The organism is Streptomyces boluensis (genome assembly GCF_009908195.1).
Classification (GTDB): domain Bacteria; phylum Actinomycetota; class Actinomycetes; order Streptomycetales; family Streptomycetaceae; genus Streptomyces; species Streptomyces boluensis.
In genome coordinates, this window is the sequence record NZ_JAAAHS010000153.1 from 1 (window position 1) to 16,179 (window position 16,179).

Here is a 16,179-nt window from a genome sequence, read left to right on the forward strand (position 1 = left end):
CCCCCTGCCCCCTGGGCAACACCATCAACGGGTTGATGTCCAACTCCGCCAGCTCATCCCCCAGTTCAAGCGCCATCCGCTGCACCCGAAGCACCACCTCGACGAGGGCGTCGACGTCGACCGGTGGAGCTCCCCGTACACCATCGAGCAGCGCCCGCCCCCGCAGCTCCGACAGCATCGCCCGTGCCTGGTCCTCGCCGAACGGGGGGACGCGGACCGCCGCGTCCTGAAGGACCTCGACCAGGACACCGCCAAGCCCGACCGTCACCGTGGGCCCGAACAGCTCGTCCTGCGTCACGCCCACGACCATCTCGACGCCCCGCTCCACCATCTGGCAGACCAGTACGCCGTCCAGGTCGATGCCCTCGTACCGGGCGATGTCGGTCAGCTCGCGGTAGGCGTCCCGTACCTGGCTCGCGGAGGTCAACCCGACCTTGACCAGGCCGAGTTCGGTCTTGTGGGCGAGGTGGGCGCCGGAGGCCTTCATCACCACCGGGTAGCCGACCGTGCCGGCCGCGCGGACGGCCGCGGCCGCGCTCGTGACGAGTTGTTCGCGCGGTACCCGGATCCCGTACGCCCGCAGCAGTTGCTTCGCCGCGTGTTCGCTGAGCTGCTTGCCGGGCCGCATCAGGGCCTGTGCCTTGCGGTACGAGGGGGAGGGGGTGCGGGGCGCGTCCTCGAAGGGGGAGCGGTAGCCGTCGGTGAAGCGGTGGTGGTCCAGGTAGGCGCGTACCGCCGTGATGCAGTTGGCGAACGTACGGAAGGTCGCCACGCGGGACGAGCCGAGCAGGGTCTCGCGGTACGCGGCCTCCGTGCCGACCGGTGAGCCCCAGACGACACAGACCAGCTTGTCCGTGCGCTCCGCCGCGTCCACCAGGTCCTGGGCGAGCTTGTCGCTCATGGGCGGGAAGGGGCCGGTGATGGGGCAGATGAGGACGCCCACGTCCGGGTCGTCGAGGATCGCTTCGATGATCTTCGGGCCGCGCCAGTCGCCCACCGGGTGCCCGCCGTTGTCGACGGGGTTGGCGACGTTCAGGTACGACGGTATCCACTCGTGGAGTTCGTCCTGCTTCGTCTCGGAGAGGGTCGGCAGGTGCAGGCCCGCCTCCGTCGCCAGGTCGGAGAAGTGCGCGCCCGTGCCGCCGGAGATCGAGTAGACGACCACCCCGTCCGCCTGCGGTTTGCGGGCGCGGGCCAACAGGGCGGCGGTGTCCTGGAGTTCGTCGAGCCCGTCGACGCGGATCACCCCGAACTGCCGCATCGCCGCGTCCACCACGGTGTCGGCGCCGGTGAGTTTGCCGGTGTGCGAAGCGGCCATCTTGGCGCCGGTCTCGGTGCGGCCGACCTTCACCGCGACGACCGGTACGCCCTGCCGGGCCGCGTGGTCCGCGGCGAGCAGGAAGGAGCGGCCGTCCTTCAGCCCCTCCACGTAGCAGGCGATGGCGCCCACCTCGGGGCGGTGCGCGAAGTACGAGAGGAAGTCGGCGGTCTCCAGATCGGCCTCGTTGCCAGTGGGCGCCCAGTGCGACAGGCGTACGCCGAGCTCCTGGAGGGCGAACACCGGCCTGCCCTGGTGCCCGGACTGGGTGATCAGCGCGATGGCCGGTCCGTCCAGGTCGTCGCGGAACTTCTCGAAGGCGTTGAGGTTGGTGTTCGGGCCGAGGAGACGTATCCCGGAGCGCTCCACGGCGGCGGCCAGGCGGGCCTGCGCCGCGGCGCCCTCCTGCCCGGTCTCGGCGAACCCGGAGGCGAAGGCGACCGCGAACTTCACCTTGACCTCGGCGAGTTGCTCGACCACGGGCAGCGGATCGCCGACCAGGAGCACGGCCAGGTCGACCTGCTCGGGCAGTTCGGCGACGGAGGGTACGCAGGGCAGCCCGAAGACCGACTCGCGGGTCGGGTGCACGGGGTGGATGCGGGCGCCGACCCGCTCGGCCCAGGCGAGGAGCTGCCGGGTGATGCCGGTGTTGGGGCGCCCCTCGGCGTCGGACGCGCCGACGACGGCCACGGACTCCGGCCGGAAGAACCGGTCCAGGTCCGGTACGTCGGCGTGCAGCGGGCGGCCGCTCACGTCGAGGTCGAGGGTGCTGTCGGGGCCGTGCGTGGTGCCGTGCACGGCTGGTGCGGGGCGTTCGCCGCAGGCCACGACGCGGGCTGGGCGGGGGTCGGTGGTGAGGGTGCCGTGGGTCGATCCAAGCATCGCTGAGGCCCGCCTCCTGGGTGCCGCGGTATCGGTCCATGTCGCGTTGTAGCTGACGCACTGTCAGATTACTGAACTGACGGCGCGTCAGGAACCGTTGTGCGGTGAGTAAATGGGGCGGGGCGTTTTTCCCCTACCCGCCCCTTCCCGAAGTCCTGCCGGACGGGCCTCCTCAATCGCCGGAGGGGCTGAATTTGGCTGACCTGGCCACCCTTCGGGCGATCCGCTCCGCGTCCAACCGCATCTCCCGCAGCATCCCGCTGAGCGGATTCGTGAACCCCGTGAAGAACAGGCCCGGCGCCGAAGCCGGGGTGCGGGCGCCGCGGACCGTGGGGCGGCCGTCGGCGTCCAGTACGTCGAGGTGGCCGACCAGCGACGTGAGGCCGCGTTCGTAGCCCGTGGCCGCGATCACCACGTCCGGCGTGATCCGCGTGCCGTCCGCGAGGACCACCGCGTCGGGCTCGAAGGACTCCATCGCCGCGACCGGGAGCACCTTGCCGCTCTGCACCGCGTCGATCAGGCCGACGTCCTGGACCGGGATCGCGCCCTCCTTGGCCCGTGAGTACAGGCCGGTCGTGGGGCGCGGCAGGCCCTGCGCCGACAGGTCGGGGACGCTGAGGCGGGCGATGCGGTGGGCGAGCCGGTCGACGACCGCGACCGGCAGGCGGCGGCACGCGATGCCGGAGCGCTGGGCGGGCCAGCCCGCGGTGGAGCGGCGTACGACGTGCGGGACGGTGCGGATCGCGAGCCGTACCCGGGACGCGCCGCCCTCGGCCAGGTCGACGGCGATCTCGGCGCCCGTGTTGCCGGCGCCGACGACGAGCACGTCACGGCCCGCGTACGGGGCGGCGTCACGGTACGCGGAGGCGTGCAGGAACTCGCCGGACCAGTCGGCGCGGCCGGGCCACTCCGGCAGCCTCGGCGTGTGGTTGTAGCCGGTGGCGACGACCACCGCGGAGCCGGTGAGTTCCCGGCCCCCGGTGGCGTGCAGCAGCCAGCCGGACCCGTCCGGCGCCCGGTCGACGCGGTTGACCTCGACGCCGGTGACGACCTCCAGCTCGTGGTGGTCGGCGTAACTCTCCAGGTAGCGCACCAGGTCCGCGCGGGCCACCCAACGCCCGTACGCGCGCGGGATCTTGAGGCCCGGCAGGGCTGAGAGGCGGCGCGTTGTGTGCAGGTGGAGGCGGTCGTAGTGGTGGCGCCAGGACTCCCCGACGGACTCGGCCTTCTCCAGGACGACGGCCCGTACGCCACGGGCGCGCAGCGCTGCCGCCGCCGCGAGACCGCCCGGTCCGCCGCCGATGACGTACACGGGGCGGTCCTCCGCGGGGCGGGGTGACGGGCTGGGTCTGTCGCTGGGTCTGTCGGCGCTCATGTTTCGGAGCGTAGCGAGCGCGGGTCTTGATGGGTCGCGGTCAAGGCTGGAAGCGGTTGCGAATCGATCACGGCGGGGTGCCAAGGGCCGGCCCGTTCGAGTGCCCGGTGCCCGCCTCTTGCGTACGTCTCGACCCGTCCGTAGAACTGACGTACCGTCAGAAACGAATGAGGGGACGGGACATGCAGACGATCTGGCTGAGCGGCGCCGAATGGCTCGCCGTGCTCCGTATCGGGCTCGGCCTGTGGTGGCTGGAGAGCTGGCGGCACAAGGACAAGAAGGGCTGGTTCGAGCGCGGTACGGGCATCGCCTGGGCCGCCGACGTGGCCGGCAAGCACAAGTGGACGGCCGTACGCAGCGGCTTCGACACGGTGGTCGCACCCCGCCCGAAGGCCATGGCGTACGTCGTCGTCTACGCCGAACTCGCCCTCGGCCTCGGCCTGATCGTCGGCTTCCTCACCCCGGTCGCGCTGATCGGCGGGCTCCTCCTGAACCTTCTCTACCTCGTCCTGATGATCCACGACTGGGCCGAGCAGGGGCAGAACGCGATGATGGCGCTGATCTCGCTGATCGCCCTCGTCTCCATGTCCTGGCAGGCCTGGTCGCTCGACAACGCGATGGGACTTTTCTTGTGACCGCTCAGTCAGGGGGCGCGGCGCCCGCCTCCGTACGCTTCGACCTGCCCGAGCCCGACGCGTTCACGCAGGCCTACTGGGACGCGGCCGCCGAGGGGCGGCTGCTCCTTCGGCACTGCGGGGCCTGCGACCGTACGCATCACTACCCGCGCGAGTTCTGCCCGTACTGCTGGAACGACACGGACGTCGCCTGGCGGGAGGCCGAGGGCCTGGCCACGCTCTACACCTGGTCCATGGTGCACCGCAACGACCTGCCGCCCTTCGGTTCCCGCACCCCGTACGCCGCCGCCGTGGTCGATCTGGCCGAGGGGCCCCGCATGATGACGGAGGTCGTGGACTGCCCCGAGGGCGAGCTGCGGGTCGGCATGGAGCTGCGGGTGGCCTTCCGCACCGAGGGCGGGGTGGCGGTGCCGGTGTTCCGGCCCCGAGGTTGAATGGCCGGGTGACGCACCGCCTGACGAGGACCGAACTGCGCGGCGACGGCCTGCTCCTGCGCCCCTGGGAGACCTCGGAGGCCGACGCCGCGGCCTACCTGCGGGGCTTCGGCGACCCGGAGTTCCGGCGCTGGAACAACCCGCTGCGCCTCGTCGACGACCTCGACGCGGCCCGGCGCGCGCTGCGGGACCGGGCGCTGCTGTGGGACGAGGGCAGCGCGGGCGCGTTCTGCGTCACCGACGCCGCCCTCGGCACGGTCCTCGGCAACGTCACCCTCAACTCCCCGTACTGGCCCAACCGTTCGGCCACCGTCGGCTACTGGGTGCTGCCCGAGGCGCGCGGCCACGGCGTCGCCACCCGCGCCCTCGGCCTGGTCACCGGCTGGGCCCACGCCCTGGGCCTGCACCGCCTGGCCCTCGACCACGCGGTCGGCAACACCGCCTCATGCCGGGTCGCGGAGCGCTGCGGCTTCGCGTACGAGGGCACGATGCGCGGGTCGCACCGGAACGCGGACGGGACCTTTCAGGACGGGCATCTGCATGGCCGGGTGCGGCCGGACCCGCTCCCGGCGGCCACACCCTCTACGGCCACAGCAGCCCCCTGACCCACCCGTCGCCTCGCTCCCGCCGGTAGCGCAGCCGTACGTGCCGCCGTCGCGCGTCGCCCTGGAAGAACTCGACCTCTTCGGCGGCCAGCTCGTACAGGGTCCAGGACGGGGCCTCGGCGTCGGGTTCCCGCTGCGCGCGCTCCCAGGCTGCCGTCGACGCGTCCGCCAACTCGTCCAGGGAATTGAGGAGTTCGCTCTGCCGGCCGACCAGGGCCGAGGCCAGGGCGCCGGTGGAGCGCGCGTGCAGGTCGGCGCTCGCGGCGGCGGGCGGGGCCGTGGTGACGGTGCCGCGGACCCGGACCTGGCGGCCCTGCGCAGCCCAGTAGAAGTGCAGGGCGGCCTTCGGGCGGGCGGCGAGCTGGCGGCCCTTGGCGCTGCCCGCGTGCGAGGCGAACTCCCAGACCCCGGCGGCCGCGCCGTGCAGCATCAGCGTGCGCACGTCCGGCAGCCCGTCCTCGTCGACCGTGGCCAACTGCATGGTGTGCGGCTCGCTCTGCCCGGCGGCGGCCGCGTCCGCGAACCAGGCGTGGAACAGCGCGGTCGGCTCCTCGGGCGCCGCCGCCGGGTCGAAGGCGGGCAGCTCCACGTCCCAGACGCGCTGCGAGCGCAGCAGGGACTGGAAGGCGGCGGCGGATCCCGTATCGGCTTCGTTCATACGGTCATTGTCGCCGCGCACCGGATCAGACCGCGCCCAGGTCTCCCGAGTACCAGCGCTCCGGGCGCAGGTGGAACACCGAGTTCTCGCCGTGGTTCTCCGTTGCGAACTCGACGTACGACTCCACCTTGTCGGCCGGGAGGTAGCGCGCGGTGATCTCCCGCAGTTGCTCGACGGTCGCCTTCTCCGTACGCACCACGGGGCCCTCCACCGAGACGTACCGGATCGTCGGGTCCAGGCGGTCGACCATCAGGGAGAATCGGCCGGCCTCCTCGATCAGACGGGCCTTCTTGCTGTCGGTGCCGGTCATCACCCACAGGTCGCCACCCGGCGCGTACTGGTACCAGATGGGCAGGGTGAGCGGCGCGTGGCCGTCAGGACCGGCCACGGCCAGGGCGCCGATGTGCGGTTCGGCCAGGAACTTCTCGCGCTCGTCACGGGTCAGGGCCATGGGGGACTCCCTCGGTGGGCGGGTCGACTGCGTCGGGCTCACGCGTCAACTCGCCCACCCCGCAAGGGTATTCCGCGCACCACCGACGGTCACCCCATCGGCGGTGCGCGGCGTATCGGGCCGGGTCAGACCGTACGGCCGAGGTCCTCCAGGGCCGAGTTGCGGGACGTGACGTAGCCCTGCTCGCTCTGCTGGGCGATGGCCCGCTGCGTCATGTTGCCGATCGGCTCGCCCTGCTTCTCCCGCTCCTGGTACCAGGCGTTGATCAGGTCGTTGGTGCCGCCCAGGCCACTGGCCTTCTCCTTGGCGTTCTCGGAGTCGGCGGTCGCCTCGGCCTCCAGCTTGACGTCCTTCGTCCAGTCGTAGACCGCCATGTCGAGCATGCGCAGGGCCGGGTCGCCGATTACGGGAACCTGTCCGAGTGCCAGGCCGGGACCGTGGTAGAGGCCCTTGCCCATGTCGTCGGCCCACTGCTTCCGCTCGTCCTTCGCGTCGAGATACGCGTCGGAGCCGATGGCGTTGTACGCACCCAGGACGTTGCCCGTGTCGACGGCGGGCACCACGTGGTTCTCGTTGCCCTCACCGCCCGCCTTGGGCGCGCTGCCCATCTGCTCGGCGGAGTAGTCGCGCTCGCTCTTGTAGAGGTGCTGGAACGCCTCCCCGTCCTCGGAGATGCCGCGCATCACCCGGATCACGCTGCGCTCGGGGCTGGTGATGTGGGAGTCGTCGCCCTCGCCGAGGAGCCGCCGGTTGCCGTCCTTGTCGCGGTAGCCGTCCGGGTCGCGGTAGCCGTCCTCGGAACCCGCGATGATCTTGTGGGTGTCCGCGGTGTAGTCGCCGAGCGAACGGGCCAGCGGCTCGCGCATGTTCGCCGGGATCTTGTCGCCGCCGCCGTCGCCGTTGTTGTCGAGTAGGGAAATGGTCCGCTGCATGACGCGGGCCTGGTCGTCCCCGTGGCCCTTGTCGAAGTCGGCGCGGTGCGAGCCGGGCTGCTCGCCGGTGGTGGCCGCCTCGATGGCGTCGGCGAAGCCGACGCGGTTGTTCTTGGCCTCGATGTGGATGGGCTCGCCGACGTCGTCCTGGCGCACGGTCTCCTTCTGGATCTCCGTGTCGGGCCAGTCCCGCTTGTCGAACAGGTACTTCATCCGCTCCTCGCCCTTGTCCCCGGCCGGGTCGAGGTACTTGGTGGCGGTGTCGGGGTCGTCGCTCATGATGCCGAGCATGTCGTCGACCGGGTCCTTCAGTGTCTGCGGACCGACGTCTTCGTTGCCCACGGTGACCCTCCGGACATCGCTCCAGATCTCCGGGTTCTTCTTCTCCGCCGCGATCATGTCGTCGGTGAGACCCATCGTCATGTGCGGCGGGTAGTCGGCGGCGTCGCCGTGCTTCAGGAGGCCCGTCAGGGTCTGGTAGCCGTAGTCGCCGTCATAGTCGCCGTCGGCGCGCTTGGTGCCGAGCTTCTCCATGTCCTTGAGCCACTGCTCAGAGAACTTCTTGTCCTGGTTGGCGGCGCCGACGGAGTTGGCGAGCGAGTTCTGGATGCTGTTGTACTTGTCCTTGTTGGCGCCGTCCCCGGCGCGCTCGCTCTCCAGGTCCTGCTGCAGCCGCAGCGTGGCCTCGGGGCCCAGGTCGTTCAGCAGCATCCGGCTGAACTCCGGGTCCTTCTCGTTGTGGCTCATCACCCGCTCCAGCTCCTTGAGCTGGGCCGGGGTGAGCTTCTCGCCCTTCTCGTACTTCTCCAGAAGCTTCGCGGACCGCTGTGCCTCGTCCTGGTCGACGGACTTCACGGTCTTGTCGTTGAAGCCCTCCTTGCCGCCCTCGCCGGTGTTGCGGCGCAGCGCGGTCGCCGCGGAGATGTCGATGTCGGTCGCCTTGACCAGGATGACCTCGATCCGGGCCTCCCACGCCGCGATCTTGATCCGGTTCGGGGTCGCGCCGTCCGGTGCGGGCATTCCGGGGGCGATCTCGATCGGCTTGTCGCCCTCGGGCTTGGGGTCCTTGAGGGTCACCTTGCCGGTGCCGCTGATCAGGACGCCCTCGCCGCGGGCCTTGTCCTCCAGGTCGAGAAGTTCCTTTTTGCAGGCCTTCAGCTCGTCGTGGGCGTCGTCGAGGACGGCACGGAGGCCCTTGGCCTCGGTCACGGCGTCGATGAACTCCTTGTTGGCGGAGGCTATTTGGACGCGCGCGAACACGTGGGTGCCGTCGACGCTGTTCCAGCCCGCGGCGTCGAAGTTGGTGACGACCTCGTCCCTGAAGGCCTGTTCCATGGTGTCGTAGCGGCGGATGAACTCGGTCCACTGGTCGACGGCACCCTTGATGCCGGCGACGTCCAGGTGGTAGAGCTGCTCGTAGGCGATCACTGGGTGTTCCTGTTCAGTTGAAGTCGGCGAGGGAGTTGCGGACGGAGTTCATCTCGGTCTCGTTCGCCGACTCCGTGGTGGTGTAGTTGTTCGCCGTCTGCGTGCAGTTCTCGCCGATCGACTCACAGGACTTCCGCAGCTTGGCCGCCTGCCGGTCCCAACTCTCCATCGTCTTCATCAGCTCGGCCCCCAGCTCGCCGCCCCACAGGTCACCCGCGAGCGCGCCCACGGCGCCCATCATCTGCCCGTCGTCGCCGACCAGGCCGCCGCGCTGCACCATGCTGGCCAGCTCGGTGGACGCCTGACCCGCGCGGTTGAGGGCCGCCGGGTCGTCCACACCGTTCAGGCCGCTCTGCGACCGCGCACCACCGGCGGGCCCGCCGCCGGCCATGGTCTGAATACCGCCACCGCCACCGCCGGTGGACCCGCCCGAGTACCCGGGCGCCGGGTCCAGATCCCGTACGTCGACGGGGTGGTCCGGCCGCTCAAGCGCATGCCCCTGCGGCCCGCCCGCGTCCGCCGCGGTCATGGGCGCGAGCCCACCGGCGGCGAAGCCGGGGTCGGGGGCGGTCGGGCCGGGGTTCCGGAGGTCGGCCGAACCGTCCGGACGCTCCAGACCGTGCACCGGCGGGGCACCGCTCGCGTCCGCCGCGGTCATCGGGGCGAGACCACCGGAGAACCCGGGGTCGGGAGCCATCGGGCCGGGGTTCATGATGTCGAGGTTGCCGTCGGGCGCGGGCATCTGGTGCGCGCCTGAGGGATCCGGGGCGGCGAATCCCGGGTCGCGGACGATCGGGCCCGGGTTGGTGATGTCCAGGTTCCCGTCGGGGGCGGGCATCTGGTGCCCTTCCGAGGGCCGGGCGAATCCGGGGTCGGGAGCGATCGGGCCGGGGTTCGAGATGTCCAGGTTCCCGTCGGGGGCGGGCATTTGGTGCCCCTCCGACGGCCGGGCGAATCCGGGGTCGGGAGCGATCGGGCCGGGGTTCGAGATGTCCAAGCTGCCGTCGGGCTCGGGCAGTTGGTGCGAGTTCCCGCCGCGTGGATCCGGGCCGTCATCCAACGGCGCGGATATCGGTCGTACGTCGTCGAAGTCAGAGCTCACTGGCTACCCCCGTGCCCGTGCGGGGATCGCTGTGCGCGCCGCACGGTGTCCTGTGTGGTTCCTGCGTTCCGCCGATCGAACGACCGACGGAACGGAGCCTAGCCCTCCGCAGGAGGCGGCTTCCAGGGGGACCGGGTGAAGCGAGTGTGCCTGTGCTTGTACGGGAGTTGGGCCCCGTCGACCCGCGTCAAGCGGACTTCAAGGGAGCGTCAAGGGTTCCCAAAACCCTTACAGGTGTCCGGCCTTGAGGCCCGTCACGAAGGCGGCGAACGCGTCGGCGTTCATGGCTAGTTCGGGGCCGGTGGGGTTCTTGGAGTCGCGTACGGGGACGGTGCGGTGTTCGGGTACGAGGTTGGTGGCGACCTCTACGCAGTCGCCGCCGTTGCTGCTGTGCGAGGACTTGAACCAGTTCGGGGATTCGGTCGTCATCGGGATGCCCCTTCCGTAGCAGTCGGCCCCTCCGTACGCGCCAACATGGCGGTGCAGAGGGGCCGTTGTGATGCTCAGATGGTGCCCAGCTGTCCGTCCTTGACGCCCGCCACGAAGGAGGAGAACGCGGCGGCGGGAACGTCGAGGGTGGGGCCGGTCGGGTTCTTGGAGTCGCGGACCGGAACGGTGCCGTGCGTGGGGATGAGGTTGGTGGCGACCTCCACGCACTGACCGCCGTTGCTGCTGTACGAGGACGTGAACCAACGCGGGATTTCGGTCGTCACGGGGTGCCCTTTCGTAACCGGTTGATCATGGCCACGGACTCTGCTTGGGAGAGTGATTCGGCCTGCAACTGATGGTAGGCCGTCAGCATGGGCTGCACGAACCGCATATCCCGCTCCAGCCGCCCTTGTTGAGCAGACTCGGCATACGAAATGTGAGACCGATCGGCCAGGGCCACCAGCGTTACGGGGAGGTCGAACGCCCGTCGTTCGCCGAGGTCGAACGGAGCCACCTGGAAGACAGTGTTCGGCTGTTCGGCGAACTCGGAGAGCCGGTCGAGTTGCGCAGTCATCGTCGTCGAGCCACCCACTGGCCGTCGGATGCAGCTTTCGTCCAGGACGACATGCGTCATCGGAGCTGGAGTCCTGTCTATGGCCGCCTGACGCCGCGCGAGAAGCGTGAGCCGTTCCTCCGCTTGCTGTTCCGTGATCGCTCCCCGGCGCACCGCGCCCCGGGCGATGGCTGCGGCGTACTCAGGGGTCTGGAGCAAGCCGGGAATGATCCCCAGTTCGAACAGTCGGATCTCAACGGCCTGCGACTCATGCTTGACGAACTCCGGAAACCCCTCCAGCAGCGCAGTGTTCCGTACAGCCCGCCCCTGCCGTTCGAGTTGCTCCCCCGTACCCAACGCCTTGTCAGCACTGTGCGAAAACCGCGTAGTTGGAGATCTGCGACCAGTTTCCACGGCGGAAATATGCGTCGCGGAGTACCCCATGCGCTCCGACAGGTCGTCCTGTGTCCAGCCCTGCCCTTCCCTCAGCATGCGAAGACGTTGCCCGAACTTCGCCTTCGGGGACTCCTCGGGGTCCAGCTCCTTGCGGTTCACCATCGGCGCGCCCAACTCCCTGTGCAAAATCTGCAAGTTGAAGACGCTTCGACCCTAAGTCACTCTGAAGCTCCTGGTAGCCGAACCGCTACAGAGAGGAGCGATTGTGTGCGCGAACCACATGCCAACCCCCGCCCTCGGCACCCTCTTACTGGACGTGAAGACAGACCAACTCGGGGAGTTCCGGGGCGAATGCTGCGGGCGATGGGCGCTGCGGCCCATGCAGGGCGGCCGGGAGTGGGACGTCGACCCCGAAGACGTACAGCCGGCCGACCCCGCGCAGCGACTGCGTGCCGAGAACGCGCGGGCGAACGCCCGGAGTCGAGGTGAGGTGCTGTGAACGCCACGAGCCCACCCGCCAGTTACCGGTGTGAAGTCCTGGCCGTGGGCCCGGTGTACGGCGGGGCCGGAGTCGTCTCGTACGTGCTCGGAGCCTTCCGCACCATCTCACCCGTACTCGCGCTGCGTTGGCTGTGGGGCCGGGCCCTGTGGATCGCGGACCGGCTCGACCCCGACCCGGAGGGATCGAGGTGGGTGCGGCCCGCGATGCGGATGCCGGTCCCGCCCGCCCCCGACGGGCCCGCCGAACTGAGGGCCTGGTGCGCGGCGGGCAGTGACGGCCGGGCGGCACGCGAGCGCATCAAGCGGGGCGACCCGCTGTCCCTCAGCGTGCCGGACGCCGACTGCACGTACACCTTCTCGATCTGGCCCGAGACGACGACGACACACAAGCCCGACGTACGGAGTGGACGGAGTGGATCGCATGGCGGCTGAGGACGCGGCGAAGGCGCACGGGACGTTGGCGGACGCCGAGGCGGCGTGTCAGGAACTGTCGGCGGCGCTCGCGAAGGCCGGAGTCACCCTGCCCTCGCTCGGGCTCGACCCACTCTCGTACGGAGGTGAATTCTCCTTCGCACTTGTCGAGTTGGGCCGCTGCAACGTCTCCACGGCACGAGCCCTTGCCGCCGCGCTACGGCAGGGGTGCACGTAAAGACGGACCAGCTGATCGCAAGATCCCCATGGCGACCGAACCGGGTCAGGGTCGCACCCCGAATTTCTGATGACACACCGAGACATCACTCAGCGAGACATCACTCAGCTGGAACCCCCCGGCGGGCGGGGACCTCGAAGACGAGTTCGCGACCGTCCTCGTCGTCCCACTGCTCTCCGACCTCGACGAAGCCGAAGCCGGAGACAGTGGCCAGGGACGCCGCGTTGCCGGGGCTGATCGCCGCTCGCACGGTCGTGACGGTGGGTTCGGCCGCCGCCCGGCACAGCAACTCGACCAGCGTGGCGCGGGCGTATCCCCGGCGGCGGAATTCGGGAGCGACGGAGTAGCCGACCTCGACCATGCCGGCCTCATCGGGCGGCCCGTGGAACCCGGCATGCCCGACGGCGAGACCCCCGTCGCCCACGACCGCCTGCCGCACCATCCACCGCGCGCGCTCGGGATCGGCGGCCATCTGGGCGAGCCGGTACCGCCACAGCCACCGTGCGCTGTCGGTCACGAAGTACTCGGTCAGCGAAAGCCCAGCCGTCCTGCCGGCTCGGGACAGGTCCCCGTCGAGCAGAGCGGACATCGCCTCGCCGGACAGCTCGACAAGGCGGACACGTTTCGGGCTCCGCGTGAGCGGTCTCCGTCGATCGGACTCATCTGCCATTTGCGGATGCTCGTCGACCGGCCAGAGCCGTGTCCAACGGTTTCTGCCCGGTCCCCGCTACCGCCCCAACACCACCGTCCCCGACGAGCAGAACCAACCCCCCGTACCCGAAGCCACCGCCAGCTCGGGCAGGCGGCCGCCCGCCTTGCGGACCTGGCCCGCACCCGCCTCGCCGCGCAACTGCCGTACCGCTTCCACAAGCAGGAACAGGCCGCGCATTCCCGGGTGTTGGGCGGACAGGCCACCGCCGTCCGTATTCACCGGCAGGTCCCCGGTGAGGGTCAGCCGGCCCTTCTCCACGAACGCGCCGCCCTCGCCCTTCGCGCAGAAGCCGAGGTCTTCGAGGGTCACAAGCGTCATGTACGTGAAGGCGTCGTAGAGCTCGGCCACGTCGATGTCGGAGGGGCGCACCCCGGCGCGCTCGAAGGCGAGGCGGCCGCTCACCGCCGCCGGGGACACCGTGAAGTCGTCCCACTCGGACATCGTGGTGTGCGAGACATGTTCGCCCGAACCCAGCACCCACACCGGGGACTTGGCGCAGTCGGGCAGCAGGTCCTCGGCGACCAGCAACACCGCCGCGCCCCCGTCGCTCCGTATGCAGCAGTGCAGTTTGGTGAACGGGTCCGCGATCATCGGCCCGGCCAGTACGTCGTCCACGGTGATCGGGTCCTGGTACATGGCGTCCGGGTTGTGCGCGGCGTTGGCCCGTGCCTGTACGGCGACCTCCGCCAACTGCTCGACGGTCGTGCCGTATTGATGCATGTGGCGGCGCGCGGCCATCGCGTACTTGGCGATCAGCGTGTGCCCGTACGGCACCTCGAACTGGAGCGGGCCACGCGCCCCGAACGACAGGTTGGAGGTGCGGCGCTTCGCCTTGATGTCGGCGCGCGCGGTGGAGCCGTAGACGAGCAGGACCGCGCGCGCGTGCCCGGCGGCGATGGCCTCGGCGGCGTGTGCGGCCATCACCTCCCAGGTGGAGCCGCCGACGGAGGTCGAGTCGACCCAGGTCGGCTTGAGGCCCAGGTACTCGGCGACCTCGATCGGGGCGAGCGTGCCGAGCCCGGCGGAGGCGAAGCCGTCGATGACGCTGCGGTCGAGCCCGGCGTCGGCGAGCGCGCGACGGGCCGCCTGGGCGTGCAGGGCGTACGGGGTGGCGTCGTCGACCTTGCCGCAGTCCGAGAGCGCGACGCCGGCGACGGCGACCTTGCGTGGAGTGGAGGCTGAGGTGGCTGAAGGCATGAATCTGACGGTACATCAGATATGGGGTCCGGCAGCAGGGCTCCGACAGCAGCCCCGATAGCAACTCCGTCAGCAGCTCCGACAGCAGGCTCCGACCTCTGTGCATCTGGGCGCCACCGCCCTAACATGACGGCCCGTCAGATCGGTGGTGGGTGCCGTACCCGCTTGCCGAGGGAGGAGCCCGTCGATGGATGCCGCCTTCACCGCGGAGCAGGACGAGATCCGGCGCACCCTGCGCGAACTCGTCGCCGAACGCTGCGGCCCGGACGAGGTCAAGGCCGCGGTCCGTACCGCCGCGGGGCACGACACCGCGCTCTGGCAGACCCTGGCCAAGGAGCTGGGGCTGCCCGGCCTCGGCATTCCCGAGGCGTACGGCGGGGGCGGCGGCACCGCCACCGAACTCGCCCTCGCCTGCGAGGAGACCGGCCGCGCCCTGGTGCCGAGCCCGCTCCTCGCCACCGCCGCGCTCGCCGCGCCCCTGATCGCCCGCCTCGGCACCGAGGAGCAGCGCGCCGCGCACCTGCCGCGTATCGCCTCCGGCGAGACCACCGCCGCGCTCGCCGTACCCGGCACGTCCCTCGCCACCGCGCTCGGCCTCGCCGACGCCACCCCGGGCGACTGGGCGGGCGGCGGCCGGGCCGGCGGGGTGCAGGCCGCCTGCGACAGTGAGGCCTTGCACCTGTACGGGCAGGCCGAGCAGGTGCTCGACGGGCACAGCGCGGACCTGCTCGTCGTCGCCGCCCACACCGGTGGCTTCGCCCGCTCCCGCACGCTGCTCTATCTCGTACGGGCCGACGCGCCCGGCGTGGTCGCCGCCCGGCAGAACGCGCTCGACGAGACCCGGCCGCAGGCCCGTATCGAACTCCGCGACGCCGAGGCCGAGTTGCTCGGTACGGACGACGCGGGCGCCGTCGCCGCCGCGCTCGCCGCCACGGGGGACACCGCGGCCGCCGTACTCGCCGCCGAGGCCGCGGGTGCCGCCGAGGCCACCCTCGCCAGGGCCGTCGACGCCGTCCGCCTCCGCGAGCGGTCCGGCCGCGCCGCCGGAGCCCTCCAGGCCGCCAAGCACCGCCTCGCCGATGTGTACGTGGCCGTCCGCGCGGCCCGCTCCGCGGCGTACTACGCGGCGTGGGCTACCGGCACGGCCGACGGTAGGGAACGAGCCGGGGCGCTCGCGCTCGCCCAGGCGCTCGAAGCGCTGCGTACCGCCGCCGCCGAGGCCGTACAGCTGCACGGCGGCACCGGCTCCGCCGGGGAACACGACGCGCAGCTGTACTTCAAGCGGGCCGCGGGCGACGAGCTGCTGTTCGGGCCCGTACACCGGCTCCGTGCGCACGCGGCCGAACGGGCCGGACTGTTCACCGCGCAGCCGGGGGAGGCCGCCTGATGCCGGTCGGAGTCCGACTCGTCCAGAAGGTCTCGTCGACCCGCGCCTTCGCGAAGGTCGCCCCGCATGTGATCCCGGTGCTCGACCGCGCGGTGCATCGGCTGACGCGGGGGAAGGTGCTGCTCTCCGCGCGGATGCTGCCCGGTGTCGTCCTTACCGCTCGCGGGGCGAAGAGTGGGCTTGAGCGGCGTACTCCGCTGGCCTGCATGCCGGAGGAGTCCTCCGGTACGTGGCTGCTCATCGGGTCCAACTTCGGGCGTCCCGGGCATCCGGCGTGGACGGCGAACCTGCTGGCTCATCCTGAGGTGTCGATCAGTTGGAAGGGGGTGGAGATTGCGGTCTCGGCGAGGTTGTTGGAGGGGGAGGAGCGGGCGGAGGCGTGGGCCTCCGCGCTCCTCTTCTGGCCGCCGTATGCGACGTATCAGGCTCGGGTGGAGCGGGAGATCAGGCTGTTCCGGCTGGAGCGCAGGGATTAGTCCCCACCCCGCCCCTTCCCGAAAGTCCTCGCCGGACGGGCCTCCTCAATCGCCGGAGG

General features: G+C 70.8%; 19 protein-coding genes. 8 read left to right on the forward strand and 11 right to left on the reverse strand.

The window, feature by feature from the left end; genetic code table 11:
* The coding region (locus tag GUY60_RS19720; protein WP_161699664.1) for an acetate--CoA ligase family protein at window positions 1-2,200 on the reverse strand (2,200 nt) is incomplete at its 3' end.
* A gap of 172 nt (window positions 2,201-2,372) precedes the next feature.
* Window positions 2,373-3,575 carry a flavin-containing monooxygenase gene (locus GUY60_RS19725; protein ID WP_161699666.1) on the reverse strand — a complete coding sequence of 401 codons (1,203 nt, stop codon included), beginning with the start codon at window positions 3,573-3,575 and terminating at the stop codon, window positions 2,373-2,375.
* Window positions 3,576-3,757: 182 nt separating this feature from the next.
* Here GUY60_RS19725 and GUY60_RS19730 point away from each other — a divergent pair, with 182 nt between their 5' ends.
* From GUY60_RS19730 to GUY60_RS19740, 3 genes are read left to right on the forward strand one after another with little or no spacing between them, the layout of a single operon-like run.
* Complete coding sequence (locus tag GUY60_RS19730) at window positions 3,758-4,210, forward strand: DoxX family membrane protein (RefSeq protein WP_161699667.1); 453 nt, start codon at window positions 3,758-3,760, stop codon at window positions 4,208-4,210.
* Window positions 4,207-4,644, forward strand: coding sequence for a Zn-ribbon domain-containing OB-fold protein (locus tag GUY60_RS19735; RefSeq protein WP_187370082.1), 438 nt, complete (start codon window positions 4,207-4,209; stop codon window positions 4,642-4,644). Before GUY60_RS19730 ends, GUY60_RS19735 begins: the two co-directional genes overlap by 4 nt.
* Before the next feature lie 8 nt (window positions 4,645-4,652).
* A complete protein-coding gene (locus GUY60_RS19740; RefSeq protein ID WP_312866356.1) occupies window positions 4,653-5,249 on the forward strand; it encodes a GNAT family N-acetyltransferase in 597 nt (198 codons plus the stop codon).
* On the opposite strand, the gene GUY60_RS19745 is transcribed toward GUY60_RS19740, so the two are convergent.
* The 7 genes from GUY60_RS19745 to GUY60_RS19775 all read right to left on the reverse strand — a co-directional run bounded on the left by GUY60_RS19745 (window position 5,227) and on the right by GUY60_RS19775 (window position 11,360).
* Window positions 5,227-5,907 carry a pyridoxal 5'-phosphate synthase gene (locus tag GUY60_RS19745; protein WP_161699671.1) on the reverse strand — a complete coding sequence of 227 codons (681 nt, stop codon included), beginning with the start codon at window positions 5,905-5,907 and terminating at the stop codon, window positions 5,227-5,229. The genes GUY60_RS19740 and GUY60_RS19745 overlap by 23 nt on opposite strands.
* Window positions 5,908-5,932: 25 nt before the next feature.
* On the reverse strand, window positions 5,933-6,358 hold the full coding sequence (locus GUY60_RS19750) for a pyridoxamine 5'-phosphate oxidase family protein (protein WP_161699673.1): 426 nt from the start codon (window positions 6,356-6,358) through the stop codon (window positions 5,933-5,935).
* Between the two features lie 125 nt (window positions 6,359-6,483).
* Complete coding sequence (locus GUY60_RS19755; RefSeq protein ID WP_161699675.1) at window positions 6,484-8,718, reverse strand: hypothetical protein; 2,235 nt, start codon at window positions 8,716-8,718, stop codon at window positions 6,484-6,486.
* Window positions 8,719-8,731: 13 nt separating this feature from the next.
* Entirely contained in the window at window positions 8,732-9,646 is a 915-nt protein-coding gene (locus GUY60_RS19760) for a WXG100 family type VII secretion target (RefSeq protein WP_161699677.1), read from the reverse strand.
* A 402-nt stretch (window positions 9,647-10,048) separates the two neighbouring features.
* On the reverse strand, window positions 10,049-10,249 hold the full coding sequence (locus GUY60_RS19765) for a DUF397 domain-containing protein (RefSeq protein ID WP_161699679.1): 201 nt from the start codon (window positions 10,247-10,249) through the stop codon (window positions 10,049-10,051).
* Between the two features lie 74 nt (window positions 10,250-10,323).
* A complete protein-coding gene (locus GUY60_RS19770) occupies window positions 10,324-10,533 on the reverse strand; it encodes a DUF397 domain-containing protein (RefSeq protein ID WP_161699681.1) in 210 nt (69 codons plus the stop codon).
* Complete coding sequence (locus GUY60_RS19775) at window positions 10,530-11,360, reverse strand: helix-turn-helix domain-containing protein (RefSeq protein WP_161699698.1); 831 nt, start codon at window positions 11,358-11,360, stop codon at window positions 10,530-10,532. The genes GUY60_RS19770 and GUY60_RS19775 overlap by 4 nt, the downstream gene beginning before the upstream one ends.
* Window positions 11,361-11,514: 154 nt before the next feature.
* Between GUY60_RS19775 and GUY60_RS19780 the strand changes: the two genes are divergently transcribed.
* The 3 genes from GUY60_RS19780 to GUY60_RS19790 are packed head-to-tail and all read left to right on the forward strand — an operon-like array spanning window position 11,515 to window position 12,348.
* Window positions 11,515-11,697, forward strand: coding sequence for a hypothetical protein (locus GUY60_RS19780; protein ID WP_312866357.1), 183 nt, complete (start codon window positions 11,515-11,517; stop codon window positions 11,695-11,697).
* Window positions 11,694-12,131, forward strand: coding sequence for a hypothetical protein (locus tag GUY60_RS19785; protein ID WP_161699684.1), 438 nt, complete (start codon window positions 11,694-11,696; stop codon window positions 12,129-12,131). Before GUY60_RS19780 ends, GUY60_RS19785 begins: the two co-directional genes overlap by 4 nt.
* Window positions 12,121-12,348 carry a hypothetical protein gene (locus GUY60_RS19790; protein ID WP_161699686.1) on the forward strand — a complete coding sequence of 76 codons (228 nt, stop codon included), beginning with the start codon at window positions 12,121-12,123 and terminating at the stop codon, window positions 12,346-12,348. The genes GUY60_RS19785 and GUY60_RS19790 overlap by 11 nt, the downstream gene beginning before the upstream one ends.
* Window positions 12,349-12,448: 100 nt before the next feature.
* Here the strand turns inward: GUY60_RS19790 and GUY60_RS19795 are convergent, their stop codons facing one another.
* Together GUY60_RS19795 and GUY60_RS19800 are read right to left on the reverse strand one after the other, a co-directional pair.
* Window positions 12,449-12,937 (reverse strand): GNAT family N-acetyltransferase, encoded by a 489-nt coding sequence (locus GUY60_RS19795; RefSeq protein ID WP_223178703.1) that lies wholly within the window; start codon window positions 12,935-12,937, stop codon window positions 12,449-12,451.
* Between the two features lie 138 nt (window positions 12,938-13,075).
* Window positions 13,076-14,257, reverse strand: coding sequence for a thiolase C-terminal domain-containing protein (locus tag GUY60_RS19800; RefSeq protein WP_161699690.1), 1,182 nt, complete (start codon window positions 14,255-14,257; stop codon window positions 13,076-13,078).
* Between the two features lie 187 nt (window positions 14,258-14,444).
* Between GUY60_RS19800 and GUY60_RS19805 the strand changes: the two genes are divergently transcribed.
* On the forward strand, window positions 14,445-15,644 hold the full coding sequence (locus GUY60_RS19805; protein WP_161699692.1) for an acyl-CoA dehydrogenase family protein: 1,200 nt from the start codon (window positions 14,445-14,447) through the stop codon (window positions 15,642-15,644).
* A complete protein-coding gene (locus GUY60_RS19810; protein WP_161699694.1) occupies window positions 15,644-16,120 on the forward strand; it encodes a nitroreductase/quinone reductase family protein in 477 nt (158 codons plus the stop codon). The genes GUY60_RS19805 and GUY60_RS19810 overlap by 1 nt, the downstream gene beginning before the upstream one ends.
* The last annotated feature ends 59 nt before the right edge of the window (window positions 16,121-16,179 follow it).